Origin of the sequence: Acinetobacter sp. AOR12_HL (assembly GCF_027855275.1) — a bacterium.
Classification (GTDB): Bacteria; Pseudomonadota; Gammaproteobacteria; order Pseudomonadales; family Moraxellaceae; genus Acinetobacter; species Acinetobacter baumannii.
In genome coordinates this window covers 189,480-215,241 of sequence record NZ_JAKTIJ010000022.1, presented here as the reverse complement: position 1 = coordinate 215,241, position 25,762 = coordinate 189,480, and the positions used below count along the sequence as shown (strand labels likewise).

The window sequence follows — 25,762 nt, the reverse complement described above, 5'->3', positions numbered from 1 at the left end:
GCTTATTCCTCTACACTAACCATATAGTAGACTTTGTTGATCATACCACGGTTAGAAGGCGTATCTTGCACTTCTACAGTATGACCAATACGACGCAGACCTAAACCTTGTAAGCAAAGCTTGTGATTTTTCAAGCGATGTGAAGAAGATTTAGTCTGGGTAACTTTAATCGTTTTCATGATTGATTACCCTTGAATTTCTTCTACTGATTTACCACGTTTCGCAGCGACTTTCTCAGGAGAAGTCATATCACGCAAACCTTTAAAAGTTGCGTTTACTACGTTAGCAGCGTTAGTAGAACCATAACATTTAGCAAGTACGTTATGTACACCTGCAGCTTCAAGAACGGCACGCATTGCACCACCAGCGATTACGCCAGTACCTTCTGAAGCAGGTTGCATGTATACACGGCTTGCACCATGACGAGCATTCACAGGGTGTTGTAAAGTAGTACCAGCAAGGTCTACAGTGATCATGTTACGACGTGCAGCTTCAAGTGCTTTAGAAATAGCAGCTGGAACTTCACGAGCTTTACCACGACCAAAACCTACGCGACCATTACCATCGCCCACAACAGTTAATGCTGTGAAAGAGAAGATACGACCACCCTTAACAACCTTGGCTACACGATCAACGGCAACCAGCTTTTCAACGAGACCTTCGTTTTGTTCAACTTTTGCCATGATTAGAACTCCAAGCCGCCTTCACGAGCAGCATCAGCCAAGGCTTTGATACGACCATGATATTTAAAACCAGAACGGTCAAATGCAACTTTAGTAACGCCAGCTGCTTTAGCACGTTCTGCGATTAAAGCACCAACTTTCGTCGCAGCTTCAATATTACCAGTAGTACCACTACGTAAAGATGCATCTAAAGTTGAAGCTTGCGCTAAAACTTTGCCACCATCTGCTGAAATAACTTGAGCATAGATGTGACGCGGAGTGCGGTTTACACACAAACGAGTCGCACCCAATGCACGGATGTGCAAGCGTGTGCTTTTCGCACGACGCAAACGGGATTGTTTCTTTTCGTTCATAAGAACCTCGCGCCTTATTTCTTCTTAGCTTCTTTACGAAGAATGACTTCATCCGAATAACGAACACCTTTACCTTTATATGGTTCAGGAGAACGGTATGCACGGATTTCTGCCGCTACTTGACCTAACAACTGCTTGTTTGCTGATTTCAAAATGATTTCAGTAGCAGTTGGAGTTTCCGCTGTTACACCTTCTGGTAAAGCGTAGTCAATTGGGTGTGAGTAACCAAGGTTAAGGTTTACAACTGTACCTTTAACCGCAGCTTTATAACCAACACCAACTAGCTGCAACTTACGTTCGAAGCCTTCGCTAACACCTTTAACAAGGTTGTTCAATACAGCGCGAGCAGTACCAGCTTGCATCCAAGCATCTTTCGATTCTTTAGCTGGAGCAAGTTGAAGTTTACCTTCTTCCTGTTTTAGCTCGACCAGCGCATGCAGGTTGAAAGACAATGTACCTTTGCTGCCTTTCACTTCGACCTGCCGGCCGTTCTGAGTAACTGTTACACCATTTGGTACAGTTACTGGGGCTTTAGCCACACGAGACATGAGGAATCACCTATTAAGAAACAAAAGCAATAACTTCACCACCGATGCCCGCAGCACGTGCAGCGCGATCAGTCATGATGCCTTTGCTTGTAGAAACAATTGCAATACCTAAACCTTGCTTAACGCTTGGAAGTTTATCTTTGCCACGGTATTGGCGAAGGCCTGGACGGCTTACGCGCTTAACCATTTCGATAACTGGTTTGCCTTCGAAATATTTTAAAGTAATAGTCAAAGTAGATTTTGTCTCTTCTTGAGCAACTTCTACGTTTGAAATATAACCTTCTTGTTGAAGTACATTTGCAATAGCAACTTTCAACTTAGAAGACGGCATAGAAACAGTTTGTTTCTTAGCCATTTGTGCGTTACGAACACGTGTTAGCATGTCGGCAACGGTATCTTGCATACTCATTTAGTCGCTCCTTACCAGCTTGCCTTAACAACGCCTGGTACATCACCTTGCATTACTGTGTCACGTAATTTGTTACGGCTTAAACCGAACTTACGGAAGTAACCATGAGGACGACCAGTTAAACCACAACGGTTACGAAGACGTACCGGAGATGCATTACGTGGCAATGCTTGTAACTTTAACATCGCTTCGAAACGTTCTTCGTCGCTCGCATTTACATTTGCAATAGTAGCTTTTAATTCAGCACGTTTTGCAGCGTATTTAGCAACAGTTTTTTCGCGTTTCAATTCGCGATTAATCATACCTTTCTTAGCCATATCGACCTCTTATTTGAACGGGAAGCCGAATGCACGCATAAGCGCACGGCCTTCGTCATCGGTGCGAGCAGTCGTAGTAATAGTAATATCCATACCACGAATACGATCAATCTTGTCGAAATCGATTTCAGGGAAAACGATTTGCTCTTTCAAACCCATTGAGTAGTTACCACGACCGTCGAAAGATTTCGCTGAGAAACCACGGAAGTCACGGATACGAGGGATTGCGATAGAGATCAAACGGTCCAAGAATTCGTACATTTGGTCGCCACGTAAAGTAACTTTACAACCAATTGGCCAACCATCACGGATTTTGAAACCAGCGATAGATTTACGTGCAAGAGTAACTACTGGTTTTTGACCAGCAATTAATTGCATGTCAGCTACAGCGCCGTCTAATAATTTCTTATCAGTAGCTGCTGCGCCTACACCCATGTTAAGAGTGATTTTTGTGATGCGAGGAATTTCCATCACATTCTTAATGCTAAGTTCTTCTTGTAACTTCGCTTTAAGTTCGTCGTTGTAACGTGCTTTAAGTCTGGCCATTGCCTTTTCAACCTATTACTTCGCTACCGCCACTGATTCACCAGTTGATTTGTAAACGCGAGTTTTCACGCCATCAATCACTTGGTAACCAACACGGTCAGCCTTCTGGGTTGTAGCATTTAAAATTGCCACGTTTGAGATATGAAGCGAAGCTTCTTGAGTAACGATACCGCCTTCAGCGCCAGTTACACGATTCGGCTTTTGATGCTTCTTCACTAAGTTAAGGCCTTCAACCTTAACGCGGTCTTCAGAAACAGACAAAACAGTACCCTGTTTGCCTTTTTCTTTACCTGCGATCACGATAACCTGATCGCCTTTTTTAATCTTAGCCATGATTGCCTCTTATAGAACTTCAGGAGCCAATGAAATGATTTTCATGAACTGTTCAGTACGAAGTTCACGAGTCACTGGTCCGAAGATACGAGTCGCAATCGGAGCTTTGTTGTTGTTCAAAATAACTGCAGCGTTATCATCAAAACGGATCACAGAACCATCTGGACGACGAATGCCGAACTTAGTACGAACTACAACTGCATTCATCACGTCACCTTTTTTAACACGTGCGCGTGGAATAGCTTCTTTTACAGTAACTTTAATAATGTCGCCAACAGAAGCATAACGACGATGTGAACCACCAAGTACTTTAATACATTGTACGCGGCGAGCACCACTGTTGTCTGCTACGTCGAGCATAGTTTCGGTTTGAATCATTGCCCTACTCCAAAACCGAGCATCACCGGTCACAATTTCGAAAGGCTCAAAGAGTACTCGAAATTGACCGATGATGCAACAAGAACGTCGAATTACTCAGCAGCTGCTTCAACTACTTCCACTAAAGTCCAAGCTTTAGTTTTAGAAATTGGGCGGCTTTCTTTAATGGTTACAACATCGCCAATTTTAGCAACGTTGTTCTCATCATGAGCGTGTAACTTAGTTGAACGGCGAATTGATTTGCCATACAACGGGTGTTGAACGCGGCGTTCGATAAGGACAACAATAGATTTGTCCATTTTGTCGCTTACTACTTTGCCGGTTAACGTGCGGACTGTTTTTTCACTCATTGTCCGTTCCCCTGTTTTTCGGTAAGGAGTGTCTTAATACGAGCAATTGTCTTACGAGCAACTTGCACTTCGTGCGATTTACCCAACTGACCAGTTGCTTTCGCCATACGAAGACGGAATTGGTTAAGCTGTTGCTCATCAAGCAAAGCTTTCAACTCTTCTACCGATTTTTCACGTAGATCTTTAGTTTTCATTACATTACCGTCCGAGTCACGATAGTGGTTTTAAACGGAAGTTTAGCAGCAGCTAAAGCAAAAGCTTCACGTGCCAAGTCTTCGTTCACACCTTCAATTTCGTACAGGATCTTACCTGGTTTGATCTCACAAACCCAATATTCCACGTTACCTTTACCGTTACCCATACGAACTTCTAATGGTTTTTCGGTAATTGGTTTGTCCGGGAATACGCGAATGAAGATTTTACCACCACGTTTAATACGACGGCTAATGGTACGACGTGCAGCTTCAATCTGACGTGCAGTCATACGACCACGCTCAGTTGCTTTAATTGCAATCGAACCAAATGATACTGTACTACCACGATGTGCTAGACCAGTGTTACGGCCTTTGTGCACTTTACGGAATTTGGTACGTTTAGGTTGCAACATGGATTATTCTCCCTTGTCAGCAGCACGGTCACCGCGACGACCACGACGCTCTTGACCTTCACCACGACCACGACCGCGTTTAGCTGGACGTTCTTCAGCAGGAGCAGGGTTCATGACTTGTTTCATGCCACCTAAAATCTCACCACGGAAAATCCAAACTTTAACACCAATCGTACCGTAAGTAGTTTCAGCACGCATAGTTGCATAGTCGATGTCCGCACGAAGAGTGTGCAAAGGTACACGACCTTCACGATACCATTCTGTACGAGCGATCTCTGCACCACCTAAACGGCCAGAAACTTCAACTTTGATACCTTTAGCACCAGCACGCATAGTGTTTTGAACCGCACGCTTCATAGCACGACGGAACATTACACGTTTTTCTAATTGAGAAGCGATTGCTTCAGCAACTAAACGCGCGTCCAAGTCTGGGCGATCAATTTCGTTGATGCTTACTTGCGCTGGAACACCCATGATGTTGGTAAGTTCGCGCTGTAATTTTTCAATGTCTTCGCCTTTTTTACCGATTACGATACCAGGACGAGCTGTGCTAATTGTTACTTTAGCAGCACCTGATGGACGTTCGATAAGAATATTGCTAACCATCGCATTCTTAAGTTTTTTAGTTAAAAACTCACGAACTTGAAGATCTTTAAGCAAGTATTCAGCGTATTGTTTCGGATTCGCATACCAGTTAGCGTTATGACGTTTCACAACACCTAGGCGGATACCGATTGGATGAACCTTCTGACCCATATCAAACCCCTACCTTAACGGTGATGTGACAAGTACGCTTAGTAATACGATCTGCACGGCCTTTAGCACGTGGCATAATACGTTTAAGGCTCATGCCTTCGTCAACGTAAATCGTAGAAACTTTAAGGTCGTCAACATCTAAACTGTTATTGTGTTCAGCGTTTGCAATTGCAGATTCCAATGCTTTTTTAACTAAAACTGCAGCTTTTTTGTTGCTGAAGTTCAAGATGTTTAAAGCATGTGCAACAGACTTGCCACGGATTAAGTCCGCAACCAAACGTGCTTTTTGTGCCGAGATAGCGGCACCGCGTAATTTAGCAGTTACTTCCATCATGACACCTATTAACGTTTAGACTTCTTGTCAACACCGTGACCACGATAGGTACGAGTTGGCGCGAATTCACCGAGTTTATGACCAACCATATGCTCAGTAACAATTACTGGAACGTGGTTACGGCCATTGTGAACAGAAATTGTTAAACCAACAAAGTCTGGAAGGATCATCGAACGACGAGACCAAGTTTTGATCGGCTTGCGAGAGTTACTAGCAACAGCCGCTTCAACCTTAGCGAACAAGTGCGCATCGACGAATGGGCCTTTTTTCAGAGAACGAGGCATTAGTCAGATTCCTTTACTTGACGCGACGGTCGCGAATAATCATCTTAGTCGTACGCTTGTTGGTACGTGTCTTGTACCCTTTAGCTTTTTGACCCCATGGGCTTACAGGTTGAATACCTTTGTTACGCCCTTCACCACCACCGTGTGGGTGATCAATCGGGTTCATCGCCATACCACGTACGGTAGGACGAACACCACGCCAGCGTGCAGCACCAGCTTTACCTAATGAGCGAAGGTTGTTTTCTTGGTTAGAAACTTCACCAATTACAGCGCGGCATTCAACGTGTACTTTACGCATTTCGCCTGAACGAAGACGAATGATTGCGTAAGAACCATCACGACCCAACAATTGAACAGAAGCACCAGCAGAACGTGCTAATTGAGCACCTTTACCGATTTTAAGTTCAACGTTATGAAGTGTAGAACCGATTGGCATGTTACGAAGTGGTAAACAGTTACCTGGACGAATTGGAGCATCGTTACCAGATTGTACTTTATCACCAGCACGTAAGCCTTTAGGCGCAATGATATAACGACGCTCACCGTCAGCATATTTCAATAATGCAATATGCGCTGTACGGTTTGGATCGTATTCAATACGTTCTACAACAGCAGGTACGCCATCTTTGTTACGTTTGAAGTCAACGATACGGTAATGTTGCTTATGACCACCACCAACGTGACGAGTAGTAATGTGACCGTTGTTATTACGACCACCAGTACGTTTTTTTGCTTCTACCAACGGTGCATAAGGCGCGCCTTTGTGAAGATGGTCATGAACCACTTTCTCTACAAAGCGACGTCCTGGAGACGTTGGCTTACATTTTTGAATCGGCATAATTTTCGTCCTTATTCCGCTGCGCTTTCAGCGGTATCGCCCAAGTCAGCCATTTCAACATCTTGGCCGGCTTTCAGGGTGACGTATGCTTTTTTAACATCAGAACGACGTCCTAATGTACGACCAAAGCGCTTAGTCTTACCTTTAGTAATAGTTGTGTTAACTTTAACAACTTCTACACCAAAAAGTTTTTCAACTGCTTTTTTGATTTCAAGTTTAGTAGCGTTGATATCTACTTTAAATACTTGAACACCAGCAGTATCACCTAAAACTTGTGCCTTTTCTGAGAAGACTGGTCCTTTTAGGACTTGATAGATACGTTCGTTGTTCATCCGAGTTCTACCTCAATTTTCTTAGCAGCAGCCACAGACATCACAACTTTATCAAACGCGATCAAGCTTACAGGATCGATTGCAGTTGCATCTACCACATCAACGTGTGGAAGGTTGCGCGCTGCAAGATATAAGTTCTCATCTACAGCATCTGTAACGATCAAAGCACGAGCTGCATTTAAATCGTTAAGTTTTGCAAGCAATTCTTTAGTTTTTGGAGCGGCAACAGCGAACTCTTCAACTAAAACAAGGCGATCTTGGCGAACAAGTTCAGCTAAGATACATTGCATTGCACCGCGATACATTTTACGGTTTACTTTTTGAGACCAATCTTGTGGACGAGCAGCAAAAGTTTTACCACCACCAACCCAGATTGGGCTACGAATAGAACCCGCACGAGCGCGACCAGTACCTTTTTGACGGAATGGTTTTTTACCACCGCCAGAAACGTCTGCACGTGATTTGTGAGCACGAGTACCTTGACGACCACCTGCTAAGTAAGCAGTAACAACTTGGTGTACAAGAGCTTCGTTAAATTCACGTCCGAAAGCTACTTCAGACAATTCAACAGCAGAGCCGGAAACAGTTTTTAAATTCACGGTATTTCCCCTCAGGCCTTGATGGTAGGACGTACGATAACGTCACCGCCAGTTGCACCAGGAATTGCACCCTTAACAACCAAAACTGAACGTTCAGTGTCAACAGATACGATTTCAAGACCTTGTACTGTTACGCGTTCATCACCTAAGTGACCAGCCATTTTTTTGCCTTTGAACACGCGTCCAGGAGTTTGGTTTTGACCTGTAGAACCTAAAACACGGTGAGAAACAGAGTTACCGTGAGTAGCATCTTGGGTACGGAAATTCCAACGTTTAACACCACCTTGGAAACCTTTACCTTTTGATTGACCAGTTACGTCAACAATTTGACCAACTGTGAACAAATCAACGCCAATAGTACCGCCAACTTCACGGCCTTCAAGCTCAGCTTCAGTAACACGAAACTCTTTAACTAAACGACCAGCAGCAACACCCGCTTTAGCGAAGTGACCTTTTTGAGCGTTAGTTACGCGAGACTCGCGACGTTCACCAGTAGTTACTTGAACAGCTTGATAACCATCAGTTTCAAGTGTTTTGATTTGCGTAATGCGGTTTGGATCGACTTCGATGACTGTAACAGGTACAGAAACACCAGCATCTGTAAAGATGCGAGTCATACCACATTTGCGACCGACTAAACCAATAGCCATGTGCATAAACCTCTAAAAAAGCGGCCTAATTAACTAATCGTTAATTAACCGAAAGCCTTAACCCAAAGCGATCTGAACATCAACACCAGCTGCAAGATCTAACTTCATCAATGCATCAACAGTTTTATCTGTAGGTTGAACGATGTCGATCAAACGTTTGTAGGTGCGGATTTCGTACTGGTCACGCGCATCTTTGTTAACGTGCGGTGAAGTAAGAACGTTGAAGCGTTCGATGCGAGTAGGCATCGGAATTGGACCACACACTTGTGCGCCGGTACGCTTAGCGGTTTCTACGATCTCTTGAGCAGATTGATCAATCAGACGATGATCAAAAGACTTAAGACGGATACGAATTCTCTGGTTAGACATACCAGTAAACTCCAAGCCAAATATATAAAGAATCACCTTTGACGCATCTCACCTATCTGGTAAGTGTCAAAGGCAGTGATAATCACCAAGGTCGTGATCGATGCCACGACTGTAATGCACATTTACTACTTTCTTCGCAGTAAATGCCCTCTTCTTGAGGGTCGCTCATTATAACGATTGTTTAAGTCTTATGCAATTCTCTTTTTCTATTTTCTGCTCAATTCATCCTTTTTCTCATCAACTCTATATTTTTATTGATTGACCACGAACTCTATTGCCCTGTTTAAAAGTTGATTGCCTTGTTCAAACTTTTGGATGTCGCAATGATGTAGTTCATCTAAAGATTGAACATACTCACCTTTAAAAATAGAAAGCTCTTGTTCGTTCTCTAAAAGAAGATTTAATACCTTGGGTGTCATTTCTGGATGAAATTGAAAACCAAGAACATTTGAACCAATTTGGTACATCTGGTTACGACAAACTGAGTTCTCTGCTAAATGAATCGCACCTTTAGGAATCTCAAAAGTTTCACTATGCCACTGCATTACATTTATTTTTTCTGGTAATAAAAAGCTTTCTTTAGGTAAATTCGGCACCCTTTGTACGGTCGACCATCCCAATTCTTGATAACGGTTTCTACTAACGGCGGCTCCTAATGCATTGGCAATAAGTTGGCCTCCGAGACAAAGTCCTATCGCAGGCTTTCCCGCCGCCAAATAACGACGTATCCATCTTTTTTCTATTTTTAACCATGGATAATTTGCCTCATCATTTACACTCATGGTTCCCCCCATAATAAGTAGCAAATCCACATCTTCAATGTGTGGCAATGCTTCTATTTCCAAAGGGAGATCAACTGGAAGTGCAAAAAACTCTGTAGCTGTTATCGTTGCATGGTGTGCTTTTAAGAATGAATAGCAGCTTCCAAAACCTTCGCCAGCAATATGTTGAAAATAGTGAACACGTAAATGCGACTTCATGCGCTTAAACCTATTGTTGTTAGAATGTTGGTTTGATCTTTGCAAAAATAAAGCCAAGTTTTAGTGAATGTTACACTAGTAACGAAACATCTTAGAAATAATCAAAAATCTAGCAGTTAAGTAAGTTTTCTCTTAATCTAATCTCATTATGTAAAGTATAGCGCCCCATGAAAAAGCATAACAATTTCCAAACCCAACTCATTCATGCACCACGAAAAGCACCTCAATTTATTGAAACCGTGCAACCTCCCTTATTTCGTGCATCAACTATTATTTTTAAATCGACTTCGCACCTTTTTGATCGTCACTGGACCGATCCTTATGACTATAGTTATGGCACCCATGGGACGCCTACGACATTTACACTAGGCGACAATATTGCTCAAATTGAGGGTGGTTTATACTGCCTACTTGCTCCAAGCGGGTTATCTGCGATTAATCTCGTAAATTCTGCTGTGTTAGCAACAGGTGATGAAGTTTGGGTGCCAGACAACATATATGGTCCGAATCTGGAACACCTAAACTACTTAAAAGATCAATATGGAATTAATGTTCAAGTTTATAACCCGATCGATGTCTCAAGTTTCCAGCCTTCTGATAAAACCAAGTTGCTATGGTTAGAAGCAGCAGGTTCTGTCACTCTTGAATTTCCAGATCTCAAAGCGCTAGTAAAAAAAGCAAAAGCACATGGTGTTTTAACTGCACTAGATAATACTTGGGGAGCTGGCCTCGCCTTTAATGCTTTTGATTTTTCCGATGAGCATTTATCAGTGGATTTAACCATTCATGCGCTTACCAAATATCCAAGTGGTGGTGGCGATATTTTAATGGGAAGTGTGGTAACTCGTGATGAGAAGTTACATCACCGTTTGTTCCGAATGCATGCCATTTTAGGGATTTCGGTATCTGGTGATGATACCGCCCAAATTCAACGTAGTCTTGCGCATATGTCATTAAGGTATGAGCAACAATCGAATAATGCTAAAACCCTACTGACATGGTTAAAAAAACAATCTCAGTTTGCACAAGTTCTACATCCAAGCGATAAAGCTTCACCTGGTCATCAATACTGGCAAGAAATTTGCTCAACAGGTAGAAGTGCAGGCTTAGTGAGTGTTGTGTTCAAATCTGATTATGATATTTCAGCAGTACGCCGTTTTTGTGATGCTCTTAAACTATTCAAACTTGGTTTTAGTTGGGGAGGACCGGTGAGTCTCGTCATGCTTTATGATTTAAAAATGATGAGAAAACTTGAAAATACACATTTACAACAAGGTTTGTTGGTTCGCTTCTGTATAGGGCTAGAAGATCCACAAGATTTAATTCAAGATATCGAAAATGCTCTGAAACAAATGTAAAACGACAACATCAATAGTGGCTCACACTAAGGGATAAATATATGGGTACACCGATTGTTATTGCAAAAAATATTAACGACACATCAAAAGAAATTGTTTTACTTTCCCAATTTGCCAACCGGCACGGCCTGATTGCAGGTGCGACCGGTACAGGTAAAACAGTTACCCTAAAGGTGCTCGCAGAGAGTTTTTCTCGAATCGGCGTTCCCGTCTTTCTTGCCGACGCAAAAGGTGATGTTTCAAGTCTCGCAAAAGCTGGTGAAGCTTCGGATAAATTTAATGAACGCTTAAAGCTTTTACAGATCGACAGTGTTCCATTTGCAGCCAATCCAGTTGTTTTCTGGGATTTATTTGGCCAGCAAGGCCACCCTATTCGAACCACTATTTCTGAAATTGGACCAATTTTATTAGCACGTATACTCAACTTAAATGACACCCAAGAAGGTGTTTTATCTGCCGTATTCCGTATTGCAGACGACCAAGGGTTACTTCTGGTCGACTTTAAAGATTTAAAAGCCATGATCACTTTTGTAAGTGAACATGCAGCTGAGTTTAAAGCCGAATATGGCAACTTATCTCCAGCCAGCTTAGGCGCTATTCAACGTAATCTCCTTGCTCTTGCCGACCAAGGTGGAGAACAGTTTTTCGGAGAGCCAGCTTTAAATATTCTGGACTTTATACAAACCGATGCAAATGGGCATGGTTATATCAATATTCTTGCGGCTGACAAGCTCATGAATACACCTAAGCTATATGCTACTTTCCTGTTATGGATGCTTTCAGAATTATTTGAACAGCTTCCAGAAGTTGGTGATATGGATAAACCTAAACTCGTGTTTTTCTTTGATGAAGCTCACCTGTTATTCGACAACGCCAGTCAAGCTTTACAAGAAAAAATTGAACAAGTTGTACGTTTAATTCGTTCTAAAGGTGTGGGAATTTATTTTATTACCCAAAACCCGCTCGACTTACCAGAAAGTGTTTTAGGGCAACTCGGCAACCGTGTACAACATGCTTTACGTGCCTTTACTCCTAAAGATCAAAAAGCAGTAAAAACAGCAGCAGACACATTCCGCTCTAATCCCGATTTTAAAGTAGATGAAGCAATTACCGAGCTCGGTGTAGGTGAAGCACTGATTAGTTGTCTAGATGAACAAGGTACACCTCAAATTGTAGAACGTGGTTGGGTTATGCCTCCTTACTCTTCATTTACGCCTATCACTCCAGAAGAGCGTCAGACCTTAATTTCGCAAAGTATTATTGCCGGGGTTTATGAACAAGCTGTAGATCGTGATAGTGCCTATGAAATGCTCCAAAACAAAGTGGCTGAACGGGAACAGCAAAAACAAGATGCAGAACTCGCAAAACAGCAAGCGAAAGAACAGGAAACCTTAGCGAAACAACAAGCCAAAGAACAAGAGCGTCTAGCACGTGAACAGCAAAAAGAAGAGGAACGTGCGGCGCGTGAAAGAGCTAAACTTACTCAAGATATTGTCGGAACTTTTGCAAAAAGTGCTGCTCGCAGCTTAGGTGGTAGTACTGGCCAAAAATTAGTACGGGGGCTACTCGGCTCATTATTTGGAAAATAAAATTTATTTTTAAATCAGTATATTAATTTAGGGGATTTTATATCCCTTAAATTTTTTAAGGTTTTTATTAAAAAGCTATTGCTACAATTATTTTAAAGATGTATTTTAAATACATCTTATATAGCCAGATAATTAAGGTCTAGCCATGACTCCACAACAAATTGAACTCGTTAAATCTACTGTACCTGTATTGCGTGAACATGGTGTTACTCTAACTACATACTTCTATAAGCGTATGTTGAATAACAACCCAGAATTAAAAAATGTTTTTAATCTTGATGATCAGACCAGCCTGCGCCAACCTCGTGCTCTTGCAGCAGCTGTACTCGCGTATGCTGAAAATATTGAGAATCCTACGGTGCTTGCCAAAGCGGTTGAACGTATTACCACTAAACACGTGAGCTTAGATATTCAACCAGATCAATATGCAATTGTGGGCGACAACTTGCTTCATTCAATTAGTGAAGTTTTAAATGTTCCATTTGAATCAGAACTCATTGAAGCGTGGAAACAAGCTTATTTACAGTTGGCAGATATCTTAATTGGTGTTGAAAAACAAAAATATGAACAACTTGAAAGCTTGAAAGGTGGATGGGCTGGCTGGCGTTCATTTGAAATTACGCAAATTGACCCACTTGAGTCTGGCAAACGCTTTACTTTAAAGGCAACTGATCATGAAGATGTACTCACCAGCCCAGCAAATGCTTTTATTTCTGTAAAGGTTCAAGTACCTAACCAACAGCTTGAACAACCAAAAGCGTTTAAGTTCACAGAGGCTCAAGAGGACAATACTTATCATTTTGATGTTCAACCAGAAGAAGACCATACAGAGTTCTCTGTTTCAAACATTTTGCTTGAGCATTATAGAGTTGGTGATCAAGTACAAGTTTCAGCTCCTTTAACGCTGTAACTTAAAAAGCTCTGGCCTGAAAGTTTTATTCTTTAGACTTTCAGGCTAAGATGATCAACCTCTTAACCTTTAGTTTTTGGTGATCATGCAACTTAATAAATTTACCGATTATGCTTTGCGAATATTAATGTATGTCGCTCGTCCAAGTGATGCGCCGTACACGATTGCAGAAATCGCTCAAGATTTATATGTTTCGCAAAATCATCTTGTGAAGGTTGTCCATTTTATGGGTAAACAAGAGTGGATTATTACCATTCGCGGCAAAGGTGGTGGAATTCGATTAAATCCAAAAGCTTTAGATTTAAAACTTGGAACAATTGTCCGAATTTTACAAGGTGACCACCAAATTGTTGAATGCAATACACCACCTTGTGTTTTACGCTCCCATTGCGGTTTGAAAGGTATTCTTGATCAAGCTTTGGAAAGCTTTTATCAAAGTTTAGATCAATATACGTTAGGTGAAGTTTTACAACAGCCAAAATCCGCTTCAGATCACTCCCCTATCGCCTTTTTGCAAATCTAGTACCCGTTATTCTATTTATCTTTTTAAGCAAGCTTACTGAAAATTAGCAAGAATAACCAAGCTCCTTTATACTAGGCGCGAGCCCTCTCATTTAAAAAGTTATTTTTTATGCGTCGTAGTGAAAAATCGAAAGACACCAAAGCCAGACTCGCACCCAAGCAAAAGATCAGTTATGAAAAGAAACCGGATCCAGCGATTACAGCCTATGCTGTGCAATCTCTAAACTGGTTATGCCAAGCTGAATTTTTAATGAGTGCTCCTAAATTGGCACTATGTGTTGAAGATAGCGGCTACGAGATTGCGTTTGCCGGACGTTCAAATGCAGGAAAATCTAGCGCAATTAATGCTTTAACAAACCAGAAACAGCTTGCACGTGCCTCCAAAAAACCTGGGCGCACGCAAATGATTAACTTTTTCAGCCTAGGTAATCCAGATCAACGCTTAGTTGACCTTCCTGGTTATGGTTATGCAGCCGTACCAGAAGAAATGAAACGTGTATGGCAAAAAGAATTAGAAAACTATCTAATTCATCGTAAAAGCTTACAAGGTTTGGTTTTACTTATGGATATTCGCCACCCTTTACAGCACTTTGACATGATGATGCTAGAGTGGGCTTATTCACGCCATTTATTTGTTCATATTCTTTTAACCAAAGCAGACAAACTGAACCGCGGCCCAGCGAACAAAGTATTGCTTGAAGTTAAACAACAACTGAAAAAAATGAAGCTTGATTTCTCGATTCAGCTTTTTTCTTCATTAAACAAACTAGGTTTAGAAGAGCTAGCAAGTGTGATGGCTGGACGTCTACATTTTACGCTTGAACAACAGCCAGAATTTGACGTTGATGCGATCCCAGAAGCAAGCAATGAGGATGCAGAAGAGTAAATCGTCAAAACAGATACAATTTCTTCATTAAATTTATATTCAATTGGCCCCTATTGCTAAACACAAATGTAGGGGCTTTTTTTATACTCATCATAACTTCATCGAGTTAAAAATCAGGACTAAATGATGAAATTGCTATCTTTTTTGAAGAATAAGGCTTTAGGTTCTTCTATTGATTATAAAATTCTTCCACGCAAGGTAAAATTTGACTGGAAAGATACCCCTGTAGACTGGATTCCAAACCAACCGTTTGCAAGTTATTTTATTAATGAAATTAACAATATCTTGCCTGCTGGAGAGTTCTGGTTTTGCCGGCTCTATAACAAGGTTTTACCTCGTATTACTGATGAAAAACTTAAACAGGATGTACAAGCATTTATTCGCCAAGAAGCAATGCATGCAAACGCACATACTTCTGCCAATAAAGAATATTTAAGTGCACGCAATATTGATATCCAGAGAAATCTGGACATTATGAATTATCTATTTACCACTGCTTTGGCAGATAAGCCTTTTGACAAAGAAGTTCCGCAATTCTTGCAAAAGCAATGGGATTTATTCCGTTTAGGTGTTATCGCGACAGTTGAACACATGACATGTGTCCTAGGTAAATATGCGCTTTATAACAAACGTTGGGAAGAGTTAGGCGCAGATCCAGAAATGGTAGACTTGGTAAAATGGCATGGTTCAGAAGAAATTGAACACCGCACGGTTGCTTTCGATTTATATCGCCATTTAGGAGGCGGTTATATCCCGCGCTATTATTTAAGTCTTGCAGTGATTGTGCTTGTGTTAGGACTATGGGTAGACGGCGCTGCACATATTATGAAGCAAGATCCACGTTTTGCTGATGCTGCCAAATCAAGATTTTTCCCAGCTTGGGTTGCTCTAGAATGGTATAAAATTAGCCGAAAAGATAATCAGGTTTTACCAAACCCAATCTGGCTTATTGCTCAGCAAATTGACTATCTCATGCCGTGGTATGATCCAGTTAAAGAAGGTAGCACTGAAGATGCGGTAAGTTATTTATCGCAGTCGCCAGCAGCCAAAAGAGCTGAATTACAAGCAGCTTAAAATAAAAAAGCAGGATATAAATCCTGCTTTTTTATTTAGAGATTAGATACTAATATCTTTATCTTTGGTATATCGATCTACTACCACACTAATCATCATATCTCCCTGCACATTTACAACCGTTCTTACCGTATCGAGTAAACGATCGATTGGAAGTAAAATCGCAATTGCTTCGGCAGGTAAACCCACAGACTGTAATACCATAATCATGGTAACCATACCCGCACTTGGAATTCCTGGTGCTCCAAGTGATGCGATCATTGCGGTTAGGCACACTACAATTTGTTGTGTCAGGTTTAAGTCTAGTCCAACTAGATTTGCCACAAAGAGCGCGGCAGCAGCTTCATATAAAGCTGTACCATCCATGTTGAGCTGTGTACCCAATGGAATCACAAAACCCGCAGTTTGAGGACGGACACCCAAGTTTTCCTGTGCGCATTTCATACTCAGCGGCATAGTGGCAGAGCTAGAGCTCGTTGCGAATGCGGTAATTAAAGCTGTACGTGTGCCTTTGAAGAAAGTCCAAGGACTCATACGACCAAAAATCCAAAGCAGTAGCGGTAAAACAACAGCGCCATGAAAAATAGTAGTACCTGTTACCACTGCAGCAAACTCCGCCAATCGGCTTAATACTGAAATGTCTTCGGTAGCCATTAATTTAGCGAGTAAGGCAAAAATACCTAACGGCGCCAATTTCATTACCCAACCTACTAACATCATCATCATTTCAAAAAACTGATGACTCAATACCCGAATACTTTTAAAACGTTCGCCACCATGAACTAAAGCAACACCCACAAATAGAGCAAACACGACGACAGCTAAAACATTCCCGTCACTAAAAGCTTTAAATGGGTTAATTAAAGTATTTTGAATAAAATTAGTGAAGAAAGTTGCCGGGTTTAAACTATCTGGTGTTTGATAGCTTTGCATAGATGCCTGAAAAATTGAAATATCTACACCTCGCCCGACCTCAAACAAATGAGCACAGCTAATACCTAAAATTAAGGCCAAAGTGGTGGTGGTGATACAACACAAGAATGTGATTTTCCAAACTGGGCCTAATTGTCCACCTGCCTGCAAATTTGAAACTCCAACCACAATGGAGCTAAAAATTAATGGCACCAACAACATTTTAAGTAGCCCAATAAAAACACTACTTAATATGCCTAATCCATATAAACTGTGCTTTACAAAAGCAGTGTCCGGATACATGGTAAGTAGGAAGCCAAAGGCTAAACCTAAAATGGCAGCAATCAGAATTTGTGTATTTAAGTTCATATCAACATTATTTTTTTCAGTAGGCAATCCTTTTGTAAATATGACATGAGCTTGCTTTTCATTCGAGCAATTTTTTGTCACATCGTTTCAATTAAAAATAAAAAAGCCATCTTTTCAGATGGCTCATTGTTATTTATTGAGTTTCAATTTCCCGTAAACGCATCAAACCCTCTTGCACCGTACTACATACGAGTTGGCCATTTTGCCACATACGGCCAAAGTTTAAACCGCGAGAAGCCGCACTAACTGTAGCTTCCATGTCATAGAGCATCCATTCATCAGCACGAAGTGGGCGATGGAAATAAATCGCATGATCAATACTGGCACATTGCAAACTTGGAGAAATATAACTTAAGCCATGTGGTCTTAAAGCTGTTGTCATCAAAGTAAAGTCTGAGTAAAACGCTACAATTGCTTGATGCAATGAAATGTCATCCAGCTGTTTTGGAATACGGTCATGGGTACGGATATAGTGCGCATTAAAAGGCGCTTCCGGTTGTGGTTGAAATGGATTGACTGGATCAATCGGACGGATTTCAACATGACGCTCACGCATAAAACTTGCACGAACATTTTCCGGTACAAAATTCAGGATACCTTCTTTCAACTCACTTTCCGATTTTAGCGCTTCAGGAGCTGGGTAATCTGGTTCTGGATGCTGATAGTTCAAGCCTTCTTCAGGGTTAGCAAAAGACACCATTGCCGAGAAAATAACTCGTCCATGCTGAATTGCCCGAACTTGACGGCTGACAAAGCTTTTGCCATCACGCAAACGGTCTACTTCATAGATGATTGGAGCATTAATATCACCACCATATAAAAAGTAGGCATGCAGAGAATGCGCAGGACGATCAGCTGTGTAAGAAGCAGCACGTAATGCTTGACCGAGAACCTGACCTCCAAAAACACGTTTACCGACCAAATTACGGCTAATTCCACGGTAAATATTTTCTTCAAGCTTTTCTAAAGTGAGCAGCTCAACCAGTTCTTGGGTTAACGCATTCATGAGAGATACCTTCATATTGCAGGTAAAATTGGTATTAAAGGACAGATGTGTAGAATCTATTGTGCCATAAAAAACTATTTGTACATGGAACAATCAGTCAACTTCTGACAAACATTGCCTTTAAAACAGCTAAAAATACGATTTTTAACGATAAAAAATGCCAAAAGAATTATAATTTATCAGAAAATAGCATATTGTTTTTTTTAATAAATACCGCAAAATATTTACCCTCTGCCTTTGGTGCCGGGATTTGTCTTTAAGAAGTAGGAGTTCTTATGTCCAAGAGTGGGTTTGGTCAAATGTATCGTCGGCTTTCGAGTAAACTACTTGACCTCGTGGTAACACCACATGTTCTTGGGGAAGTTCCTACTGAACCAGTATCAGCAACAACAGAAACAGAAGCGAAGACCGAGCGCCAAAAAGTAGTGTGCTATGTCTTGCAAAATCATTCTCGCAGTAATGCTTTAGTGGTGGATGGAGAAACTCGTCGCTTAAATTTAAAACCAGCGCTAGATCCATTAGTCATCGGTACTCATCAGGAAAAAGCTTCAGTTTTATTTTTACAACACAATGATGAAAATAACCTACTGAATCCCCCTCCTCATGCTTTTCCGCCACGTTTAATTAAACTGATCGAAGTTTTACAAGCAAATCCTGAACTCGACATAGAACTGGTTCCGGTAACCGTTTTATGGGGCCGTTCTCCAGATAAAGAAGACTCTTGGTTTAAGTTGTTATTCTCAGATACATGGGCAACACCAAGTACAGTTAAACAGCTTGTAAATATTGGTTTGCATGGTCGCCAATCTTATTTGGAATTCCATGAACCACAGTCTTTACGTGACCTCGTTGAATATGCTCAGAAGCATTATCCAAACCTTTCGCCAGCAACTTATATTGTTAGCACTTTAAATGACTACCTTGATCGCCAACGTGAAGTTGTTTTAGGTCCAGACTTATCAGACCGCCGCAATGTCATGCAGTCGGTATTAAAGTCTCGTGATGTTCAAGAAGCCATTCGACGCGAAAGTATTCGCGGTAAAATCAGCATGCTTGAAGCAGAGCGTCGTGCGATTGGTTATGTGAATGAAATCGTATCTGATTATTCTCACTCAGCAGTACGTTTTGCAGATTTGGCGTTAACACGTCTATGGACTCAGCTTTATGACGGCGTAGAAGTTCATAACTTCAGTACTGTCCGAGAGCTTGCAAAAGACTATGAAATTGTTTACACACCATGTCACCGTAGCCACATTGACTACTTACTACTGTCTTATGTGATTTATAAACGTGGCTTGATGGTTCCGTATATTGCTGCGGGCGACAACCTAAACTTACCTTTCGTTGGTCAGCTTTTACGTGGTGGCGGTGCCTTCTTTATTCGCCGCTCTTTCCGTGGTAATGGTCTCTATACTTCTGTATTTAAAGAATATTTATATAGTATTCTTTCTCGCAACACACCACTTGAATACTTTATTGAAGGTGGACGTTCGCGCACAGGCCGCTTATTACCACCGAAAACCGGCATGCTCGCAATGACAGTCCATAGTCATTTACGTGGCCGTGCCAAGCCGATTGTATTTGTGCCAACTTACATTGGTTATGAGCGTCTTATGGAAGGTTCAACCTATGTAGGCGAAATGCAAGGTAAGCCAAAAGAAGCCGAGTCTATTTTTGGTATTTTAAAAACACTCCGAAAAATTGAACGTATTTTCGGTAAAGTACACGTTAACTTTGGTGAACCTGTTTTTCTAGATGACTTGCTTAAACAGCATAATGCTGAGAACGTTTATATTGAAAAGAACGATGACCCAGTGCCACCTGCTGTTTCAGAGGCAGTAAACAGTTCTGCAAATGCGATTTTAGAAAATATTAACCGTGCGGTAGTGATTAATCCGGTTTCTTTACTCTCAATTATTTTGCTTGCAACACCAAAGCATACGCTTGATGAAGAAATCTGTATTAAGCAGCTTGAAGCTTACCGCAATTTAGCATCAAATTTCCCTTACGATCAGCGCACAGAAGTGACGCCGCTATCTGGTAAGGAAATTATTGCTTATGGCTTAAAGCTTAAATTGATTAAGCGCGTACAGCATGCCCTTGGTGACATTATTGCGATTGAAGATAACCAAGCGGTTCTCCTCACCTATTTCCGCAATAACATTTTGCATGCATTCGTTTTACCTTCATTGATTGCATCTCTTGTTGAACATAACGGGAAAATTAGCCGTGCTGATTTAAGCAATGTTATCTATACACTTTATCCATTCTTAAAAGCCGAACTATTCCTTAAATGGAGAAGTAGCGAACTTAAAGAACAGATTGAGCAATATGCAGATGCATTGGTTCAATCAAATCTTATTCAACAAGATGACGAAGGTAATTTAATTAGCTCTGCACCAAATACTGAAGAGCATAATCAGCTTGTTGTATTAGCAACACCTGTTAAACAAAGCCTTGAACGTTATTACATGACTTTAGCTTTAATCACTCAGCGTGGTTCAGGCAATATTTCAGCAAAACAAGTTGAAGAATTAAGTCATTTATTAGGACAACGTTTATCAGTCCTTTATGAATTTAACTCTCCTGAATTCTTTGACAAAGCATTGTTCCAAAGCTTTATCAAAGTTTTAACTCAACAAAACTACATTCGAACGAATGACCAAGGCCAAATCGAGTTTGATGATAATTTCCGTCAAATGGCAGCAGGCGCACAGTTGGTGCTTGATGAAGTGACATTACAAATGTTGCAACACATCACGACCTTTACTGATGAAGAGTTAAAAGAAGCTCTTGAAGCAATGGCTTCTCAGCAAGCTAAACGCCGTTTAAAACGTAAAAAAGCTTAGAATCTTCATGCAAAATAAAAGGCAACTTAAGTTGCCTTTTATTTTATCTACTCATTGGACATTCAAAGTAACGCGGATCATCAATACAACGTAAGCGTTTCATTAGCTCCACAAAATAGGCATCGTAATAACCGGAGCGAACATATTGATTGCGTATTTTTGCCACCATAATGTCATAGCTCTGCTTTTCGTAAAAAGAAACATCAACCCAATAATAGGCTGGTAAATGATTTTCCCATTGTATAGCTCGATTCGTTAATAATTGGCTATTTTGGACAAACCAAGCCCGAATTTTTCGCCCAAAATTGGCTGGATAAGCTTGTGGTTTAATAATTATATTTACCCCGAAATACGCCAAAGGAAAATTAATCACCTGAGTATCTGGCCCAAAATCTTTCTGTAGGTTATAAGGCAAAAGACCATAAACAGGCGCTGGCATAATATCGATTTTATTTTGTCGAAACTGCGCAATCGCATTCGATAAATCAACATATACTGGCTGCGCACCTACACTTCTCACCAAAGCTTGTTGTGGCGGATTATTGGCCAGAACTCCAATTCGTTGACCTCTAAGCTGTGCCACTTTTGATATTTTTTTGGTTTTCATGACCATATTTGCAGTTCCAACCGGAATCATACCGACTGCTTCATAGTCTTTATTAATTAATCTTTTCTCAATTGTAGGATGATTTAAAAGCTGCAATAGATTTCGTGCAGTCCGGTTATTGGGTATAAGACCAATACCTGAGGTACTACCCATAAAATGATTATACTGATAAGTATTAAAGTTACTGGCTGCTAAGCATGAGCATTTACCCTCATCAAAGGCTTGAATGGCTTGCTGCTCTTTTTGATAACTAACGACTTTAAATTTGACTTGATATTGCTGAGCATATAGACGAATGTCATTTAGTCGGCGCGTAATATCCCCTTGGGTACCCGCTGGATCATATGCACACCACACCTGATCCCCAGCCCAACTCGTAACTGACGTTACACTCAAAAAGAGAGCTAAACAAAATTTTTTCACTTTTAACCTTTTTATCTTTATCGGCAATTTAACTGCCTCATCAGGTATTTCTGTTGTTATTTAAAGTTTAGTCTAAATTTTAATTTGTACCATGAGCATTTAAACATAATAAATAGTCATTAAAGCAAATTGGATGCTCAAGTTGAAAACCCGTCTCAAACAAATGTTTCGCATAAATTTTTTTGCCTGACACATGAGCTGAATCTAAGGTAAGTAGCGGTAAATCTAACTGACTTTGAAACCACAGTAAGACTTCATGCAAAGGTACAGGTGCATTATTAGCAACAAGATAACTTTTATGGGGTTTTTCAAAATCAGCTAAAAATGCCAAAAACCTTGCCAAATCATCAATATGAATACGGTTACTATAGTGAATATTTGGATAGGTTTGCGTGTGCTCAGCCATTCGTTTTAGGCGATCAATAGAAGCCCCATAAATCCCTGTAGGACGCACAATCACGCACTGTGACGGAAAATACTTTTGCCATAGCAATTCCATATTGTGCAAGATATGCCCTTGGGCATCGTTTGGGTGAATCTCACTATGGTCATCAATTGTTTCACCAGAATTTTCACCATATACCCGCGTAGATGACACCACAATTAATCTTTTAACCGGATGCGATTTTAAAGCCTGACGAATAGGCTCAATACTATCCACATAAGTATGCTGATAACCTTCAACAGTACTATCGTCTGGTGAAAGTAAAATATACACTACATCTACAGGTGCAATTTCGCTTAAATCGAGCGTAAAAATATCCTGTACGAGATGTGTCCCATAAGGGTCTGTCTTTTCACTACGGCTAATTGTGGTAATTTGATGTCCTTTCTCAAATAGTTGTTTAGCAACACGCTGAGATGTTTTACCATAACCGATAAATAATATATGCATAGAGAACTCGTTGAGGGGACATGACTTCAGTCCATCAGTTACAAGGCGTTGGATCGGCTTCAGCAGCCCTACTCGAAAAACTAAATATTTTTACCACAGATGATTTGCTGTTTCATCTGCCCCGTGATTATGAAGATCGCAGTACCATTATTCCTATGAATCAATTGGTAGTTGGTCGTAGTTATTTACTCGAGGGTGAAGTCAAATCTGTTGATTTCCCTCCAGGTAAACGTAAATCTATGGCCGCATTAATACAAGATGAATTTGGTAAGGTGACTTTACGCTTTTATCATATTTATAAAAATTTAACCGACAAAATAAAACCTGGTAACCGTTTACGTATTTTTGGTGAAGTTCGCGTAGGTGCACGAGGGCTTGAGCTTTATCATCCAGAAATTCAACTTATTAATGAACATACACCACTACCAAAAACGCAGCTCACTGCAATTTATCCAAGTACCGATGGCCTAACACAAGCTAAATTACGCGAATATGTTAAACAAGCGTTGAAGCATCATAGTGATGCCTTACCCGAGTTACTCCCTAAACAATATACAAATGGGTATGCACTCAAAGAAGCTTTACATTACATTCACGAGCCGCCAGTTGATGCCAATATGATCCAACTGGCTCAAGGCTCTCATCCTGCGCAGCAACGTCTTATTTTTGAAGAGCTGGTCGCACATCAAATTAGTCTTCTCACTCGACGTGCTTATATTCGTCAAATTGCTTCACCTGCTTTTCCGAGTAGTAAAGTGCTTGCAAAAAAGCTGCTAGAAGCTTTACCTTTTCAAATGACCAACGCACAAAAACGTGTATCAAAAGAAATTTTAAACGACTTAAAACAACATCAACCTATGCTGCGTTTGGTACAAGGTGATGTAGGGGCTGGAAAAACTTTAGTTGCAGCGGTTGCAGCATGTCACGCATTGGAAGCAGATTGGCAAGTTGCTTTAATGGCACCTACCGAAATTTTAGCAGAGCAGCATTATTTAAATTTTAAACGCTGGTTTGAACCTTTAGGTATTACGGTAGCTTGGTTGTCGGGTAAACAAAAAGGGAAAGCGCGGGCACACGCTGAGCAACAAATTAAAGAAGGCCATGCTGAACTGATCGTGGGCACCCATGCCTTATTTCAAGATAACGTTGAGTTTGCAAAACTAGGACTGGTGATTATTGATGAACAGCACCGATTCGGGGTCGATCAGCGATTAGCCTTACGCAATAAAGGCGCCGAACAGCTCACCCCACATCAACTGGTCATGACTGCAACGCCAATTCCTAGAACACTGGCAATGAGTGCTTATGGCGATTTAGATACATCGATTATTGATGAATTACCCCCAGGCCGAACTCCAATTCAGACCGTCACGATTCCGCTAGATCGTCGTAAAGAAGTACTGCATCGAATTGCTTCAAACTGCCGAGAAGGCAAACAGGCCTACTGGGTATGTACTCTGGTCGAACAGTCCGAAACTTTAGATGCTCAAGCCGCCGAAGCCACCTATCAAGAAATGAAAGAGCGCTTTCCTGAACTTAATATTGGTTTGGTTCATGGCAAAATGAAAGCCGATGAAAAACAGGCTGTCATGCAAGCATTTAAAAACAATGAACTACAACTGCTAATTGCCACAACTGTTATTGAGGTTGGAGTAGACGTACCCAATGCGTCAATTATGGTCATTGAGAATGCTGAACGATTAGGGCTTTCACAGCTACACCAATTACGAGGGCGTGTAGGACGAGGTGCAAAAGCCAGTTTTTGCGTTCTTCTCTATAAACCACCACTTTCACAAAATGGGCAAGAAAGACTTTCAATTTTAAGAGAAAGTAATGATGGCTTTGTTATTGCTGAAAAAGATCTTGAGCTAAGAGGCCCGGGTGAATTATTAGGAACAAAACAAACAGGTGATATGGGTTTCCGTGTCGCACGTTTAGAGCGAGATGATCATTTATTGAGTCAAGCACACTACGTTGCACAACAAGTTCTAAAAGATTACCCTGAGCAAGCTGATGCCTTATTGAAGCGCTGGCTTCCCGAAGCTCCTCGATACGCATATGTTTAAGTTTTTAAACCCCCAGTATCTTTTTCATTTGCTGTCCCCTTGCCTACTTTGCGAAATAGGAACACGGGAAAAATATTCTCTTTGTAAAGAATGCTGGGAACAGCTACCGTGGCTTAAGCAAACCATTCAGCGCAATGATCAGTCTGTTCTTGTGGCCTGCCACTACGCCTATCCAATTAACCGGATCATTCAGCAGTTTAAATATGAACAAAAATTACATTACCAAATCTTACTCGCTGAAGTTTTACAGCAATTAAAATTTCCTAAGGTACAAGCGATTGTACCCATGCCTATTTCCAAACAACGTTTAACTGAACGTGGTTTTAATCAATCCTTATTACTCGCCAATCTTTTGAGTAAGCAATTAAAAATACCAGTTTGGCAGCCTGTACAACGCTTAAATGAGCATTCTCAAAAGGGATTATCTCGACTCGAAAGATTTGAAAATATTGAACAGCAATTTGTTGCGCTCACTCAAGAAAAACGGCGTTATCGTCGTGTACTGATTATTGATGATGTAATCACAACAGGAAGTTCAATTCACGCTTTATGTCAGGCGCTAAAACAGCTAGGGTGTACATCTATTCATGCCAGTTGCCTAGCTGCTGCTTCATCTACATCATATTAAAA

At 40.9% G+C, this 25,762-nt stretch carries 33 protein-coding genes and 2 pseudogenes; 10 read left to right on the top strand and 25 right to left on the bottom strand.

All coding sequences use genetic code 11. The features are described from left to right. Positions 1-2 precede the first annotated feature (2 nt). From rpmD to MKL36_RS11665, 21 genes and pseudogenes are all read right to left on the bottom strand, one after another. Positions 3-179, bottom strand: a complete 177-nt coding sequence (gene rpmD, locus MKL36_RS11765) for a 50S ribosomal protein L30 (RefSeq protein ID WP_000849088.1) — start codon at positions 177-179, stop codon at positions 3-5. A 6-nt stretch (positions 180-185) separates the two neighbouring features. Beyond that, positions 186-683: a 30S ribosomal protein S5 gene (gene rpsE, locus MKL36_RS11760; protein ID WP_001141025.1), complete on the bottom strand. Its 498-nt coding sequence runs from the start codon at positions 681-683 to the stop codon at positions 186-188. A gap of 2 nt (positions 684-685) precedes the next feature. Further along, positions 686-1,036, bottom strand: coding sequence for a 50S ribosomal protein L18 (gene rplR, locus MKL36_RS11755; RefSeq protein WP_001003194.1), 351 nt, complete (start codon positions 1,034-1,036; stop codon positions 686-688). Positions 1,037-1,050: 14 nt separating this feature from the next. Continuing rightward, positions 1,051-1,584 carry a 50S ribosomal protein L6 gene (gene rplF / locus MKL36_RS11750; protein ID WP_000091932.1) on the bottom strand — a complete coding sequence of 178 codons (534 nt, stop codon included), beginning with the start codon at positions 1,582-1,584 and terminating at the stop codon, positions 1,051-1,053. A 13-nt stretch (positions 1,585-1,597) separates the two neighbouring features. Then, on the bottom strand, positions 1,598-1,993 hold the full coding sequence (gene rpsH / locus MKL36_RS11745) for a 30S ribosomal protein S8 (protein ID WP_000062616.1): 396 nt from the start codon (positions 1,991-1,993) through the stop codon (positions 1,598-1,600). An 11-nt stretch (positions 1,994-2,004) separates the two neighbouring features. Continuing rightward, on the bottom strand, positions 2,005-2,310 hold the full coding sequence (gene rpsN, locus MKL36_RS11740; protein ID WP_001074624.1) for a 30S ribosomal protein S14: 306 nt from the start codon (positions 2,308-2,310) through the stop codon (positions 2,005-2,007). Positions 2,311-2,319: 9 nt separating this feature from the next. Further along, positions 2,320-2,856, bottom strand: coding sequence for a 50S ribosomal protein L5 (gene rplE / locus MKL36_RS11735; protein ID WP_000113197.1), 537 nt, complete (start codon positions 2,854-2,856; stop codon positions 2,320-2,322). Between the two features lie 15 nt (positions 2,857-2,871). After that, positions 2,872-3,189, bottom strand: coding sequence for a 50S ribosomal protein L24 (gene rplX, locus MKL36_RS11730; protein ID WP_001062685.1), 318 nt, complete (start codon positions 3,187-3,189; stop codon positions 2,872-2,874). A gap of 9 nt (positions 3,190-3,198) precedes the next feature. Next, positions 3,199-3,567, bottom strand: a complete 369-nt coding sequence (gene rplN / locus MKL36_RS11725; protein WP_001982634.1) for a 50S ribosomal protein L14 — start codon at positions 3,565-3,567, stop codon at positions 3,199-3,201. A 92-nt stretch (positions 3,568-3,659) separates the two neighbouring features. Further along, entirely contained in the window at positions 3,660-3,917 is a 258-nt protein-coding gene (gene rpsQ / locus MKL36_RS11720) for a 30S ribosomal protein S17 (protein WP_001291845.1), read from the bottom strand. Next, complete coding sequence (rpmC, locus tag MKL36_RS11715; protein ID WP_000849928.1) at positions 3,914-4,111, bottom strand: 50S ribosomal protein L29; 198 nt, start codon at positions 4,109-4,111, stop codon at positions 3,914-3,916. The genes rpsQ and rpmC overlap by 4 nt, the downstream gene beginning before the upstream one ends. After that, positions 4,111-4,524, bottom strand: coding sequence for a 50S ribosomal protein L16 (gene rplP, locus MKL36_RS11710; protein WP_000941215.1), 414 nt, complete (start codon positions 4,522-4,524; stop codon positions 4,111-4,113). The genes rpmC and rplP overlap by 1 nt, the downstream gene beginning before the upstream one ends. Further along, positions 4,464-5,280 (bottom strand): annotated as a pseudogene (gene rpsC, locus MKL36_RS11705) (30S ribosomal protein S3). The gene rplP and the pseudogene rpsC overlap by 61 nt, the downstream one beginning before the upstream one ends. 1 nt (position 5,281) lies before the next feature. Continuing rightward, complete coding sequence (gene rplV / locus MKL36_RS11700; RefSeq protein ID WP_001982638.1) at positions 5,282-5,611, bottom strand: 50S ribosomal protein L22; 330 nt, start codon at positions 5,609-5,611, stop codon at positions 5,282-5,284. An 11-nt stretch (positions 5,612-5,622) separates the two neighbouring features. Further along, positions 5,623-5,898, bottom strand: coding sequence for a 30S ribosomal protein S19 (gene rpsS, locus MKL36_RS11695; protein ID WP_001138119.1), 276 nt, complete (start codon positions 5,896-5,898; stop codon positions 5,623-5,625). A gap of 13 nt (positions 5,899-5,911) precedes the next feature. Continuing rightward, positions 5,912-6,736 carry a 50S ribosomal protein L2 gene (gene rplB / locus MKL36_RS11690; RefSeq protein ID WP_001122317.1) on the bottom strand — a complete coding sequence of 275 codons (825 nt, stop codon included), beginning with the start codon at positions 6,734-6,736 and terminating at the stop codon, positions 5,912-5,914. Between the two features lie 11 nt (positions 6,737-6,747). Continuing rightward, complete coding sequence (gene rplW / locus MKL36_RS11685) at positions 6,748-7,068, bottom strand: 50S ribosomal protein L23 (protein ID WP_001058538.1); 321 nt, start codon at positions 7,066-7,068, stop codon at positions 6,748-6,750. Further along, positions 7,065-7,667 (bottom strand): 50S ribosomal protein L4, encoded by a 603-nt coding sequence (rplD, locus tag MKL36_RS11680; protein ID WP_001050255.1) that lies wholly within the window; start codon positions 7,665-7,667, stop codon positions 7,065-7,067. Before rplD ends, rplW begins: the two co-directional genes overlap by 4 nt. 11 nt (positions 7,668-7,678) lie before the next feature. After that, positions 7,679-8,317 carry a 50S ribosomal protein L3 gene (gene rplC / locus MKL36_RS11675; RefSeq protein WP_001982642.1) on the bottom strand — a complete coding sequence of 213 codons (639 nt, stop codon included), beginning with the start codon at positions 8,315-8,317 and terminating at the stop codon, positions 7,679-7,681. Positions 8,318-8,374: 57 nt separating this feature from the next. Continuing rightward, complete coding sequence (rpsJ, locus tag MKL36_RS11670; protein WP_000070912.1) at positions 8,375-8,686, bottom strand: 30S ribosomal protein S10; 312 nt, start codon at positions 8,684-8,686, stop codon at positions 8,375-8,377. 251 nt (positions 8,687-8,937) lie between these two features. Next, positions 8,938-9,666, bottom strand: coding sequence for a type 1 glutamine amidotransferase (locus tag MKL36_RS11665; protein WP_000835293.1), 729 nt, complete (start codon positions 9,664-9,666; stop codon positions 8,938-8,940). A 167-nt stretch (positions 9,667-9,833) separates the two neighbouring features. On the opposite strand from MKL36_RS11665, the gene MKL36_RS11660 reads away from it, so the two are divergent. The 7 genes and pseudogenes from MKL36_RS11660 to MKL36_RS11630 all read left to right on the top strand — a co-directional run bounded on the left by MKL36_RS11660 (position 9,834) and on the right by MKL36_RS11630 (position 16,005). Then, complete coding sequence (locus tag MKL36_RS11660; RefSeq protein ID WP_021510119.1) at positions 9,834-11,024, top strand: PLP-dependent transferase; 1,191 nt, start codon at positions 9,834-9,836, stop codon at positions 11,022-11,024. Between the two features lie 41 nt (positions 11,025-11,065). Next, a complete protein-coding gene (locus MKL36_RS11655; protein WP_000537113.1) occupies positions 11,066-12,613 on the top strand; it encodes a helicase HerA-like domain-containing protein in 1,548 nt (515 codons plus the stop codon). A 21-nt stretch (positions 12,614-12,634) separates the two neighbouring features. Then, positions 12,635-12,756, top strand: a pseudogene (locus tag MKL36_RS11650) (hypothetical protein). Positions 12,757-12,758: 2 nt separating this feature from the next. Beyond that, positions 12,759-13,523: a globin domain-containing protein gene (locus MKL36_RS11645; protein WP_000188888.1), complete on the top strand. Its 765-nt coding sequence runs from the start codon at positions 12,759-12,761 to the stop codon at positions 13,521-13,523. 85 nt (positions 13,524-13,608) lie between these two features. Next, positions 13,609-14,046 carry an RrF2 family transcriptional regulator gene (locus MKL36_RS11640; RefSeq protein WP_001176605.1) on the top strand — a complete coding sequence of 146 codons (438 nt, stop codon included), beginning with the start codon at positions 13,609-13,611 and terminating at the stop codon, positions 14,044-14,046. Positions 14,047-14,154: 108 nt separating this feature from the next. Beyond that, the gene (gene yihA / locus MKL36_RS11635; RefSeq protein WP_021510120.1) at positions 14,155-14,931 is read left to right on the top strand and encodes a ribosome biogenesis GTP-binding protein YihA/YsxC; all 777 of its coding nucleotides are present in this window, start codon (positions 14,155-14,157) and stop codon (positions 14,929-14,931) included. A gap of 123 nt (positions 14,932-15,054) precedes the next feature. Beyond that, positions 15,055-16,005 (top strand): metal-dependent hydrolase, encoded by a 951-nt coding sequence (locus tag MKL36_RS11630; RefSeq protein WP_085943436.1) that lies wholly within the window; start codon positions 15,055-15,057, stop codon positions 16,003-16,005. A gap of 42 nt (positions 16,006-16,047) precedes the next feature. Here MKL36_RS11630 and MKL36_RS11625 read toward each other — a convergent pair whose 3' ends face one another. Next, complete coding sequence (locus MKL36_RS11625; protein ID WP_002000599.1) at positions 16,048-17,313, bottom strand: dicarboxylate/amino acid:cation symporter; 1,266 nt, start codon at positions 17,311-17,313, stop codon at positions 16,048-16,050. A 106-nt stretch (positions 17,314-17,419) separates the two neighbouring features. After that, positions 17,420-18,292, bottom strand: coding sequence for an acyl-CoA thioesterase (locus MKL36_RS11620; RefSeq protein WP_021510121.1), 873 nt, complete (start codon positions 18,290-18,292; stop codon positions 17,420-17,422). Between the two features lie 275 nt (positions 18,293-18,567). Here MKL36_RS11620 and plsB point away from each other — a divergent pair, with 275 nt between their 5' ends. Continuing rightward, on the top strand, positions 18,568-21,141 hold the full coding sequence (plsB, locus tag MKL36_RS11615) for a glycerol-3-phosphate 1-O-acyltransferase PlsB (RefSeq protein WP_002068823.1): 2,574 nt from the start codon (positions 18,568-18,570) through the stop codon (positions 21,139-21,141). 43 nt (positions 21,142-21,184) lie between these two features. Here plsB and adeT2 read toward each other — a convergent pair whose 3' ends face one another. Next, positions 21,185-22,171, bottom strand: coding sequence for a putative multidrug efflux protein AdeT2 (gene adeT2, locus MKL36_RS11610; protein WP_021510122.1), 987 nt, complete (start codon positions 22,169-22,171; stop codon positions 21,185-21,187). A gap of 79 nt (positions 22,172-22,250) precedes the next feature. Further along, positions 22,251-23,066, bottom strand: a complete 816-nt coding sequence (locus MKL36_RS11605; protein WP_000547774.1) for an NAD-dependent epimerase/dehydratase family protein — start codon at positions 23,064-23,066, stop codon at positions 22,251-22,253. Between the two features lie 20 nt (positions 23,067-23,086). Here MKL36_RS11605 and recG point away from each other — a divergent pair, with 20 nt between their 5' ends. Then, positions 23,087-25,132 (top strand): ATP-dependent DNA helicase RecG, encoded by a 2,046-nt coding sequence (recG, locus tag MKL36_RS11600; protein ID WP_021510123.1) that lies wholly within the window; start codon positions 23,087-23,089, stop codon positions 25,130-25,132. Continuing rightward, positions 25,125-25,760, top strand: a complete 636-nt coding sequence (locus tag MKL36_RS11595) for a ComF family protein (protein WP_000472266.1) — start codon at positions 25,125-25,127, stop codon at positions 25,758-25,760. Before recG ends, MKL36_RS11595 begins: the two co-directional genes overlap by 8 nt. The last annotated feature ends 2 nt before the right edge of the window (positions 25,761-25,762 follow it).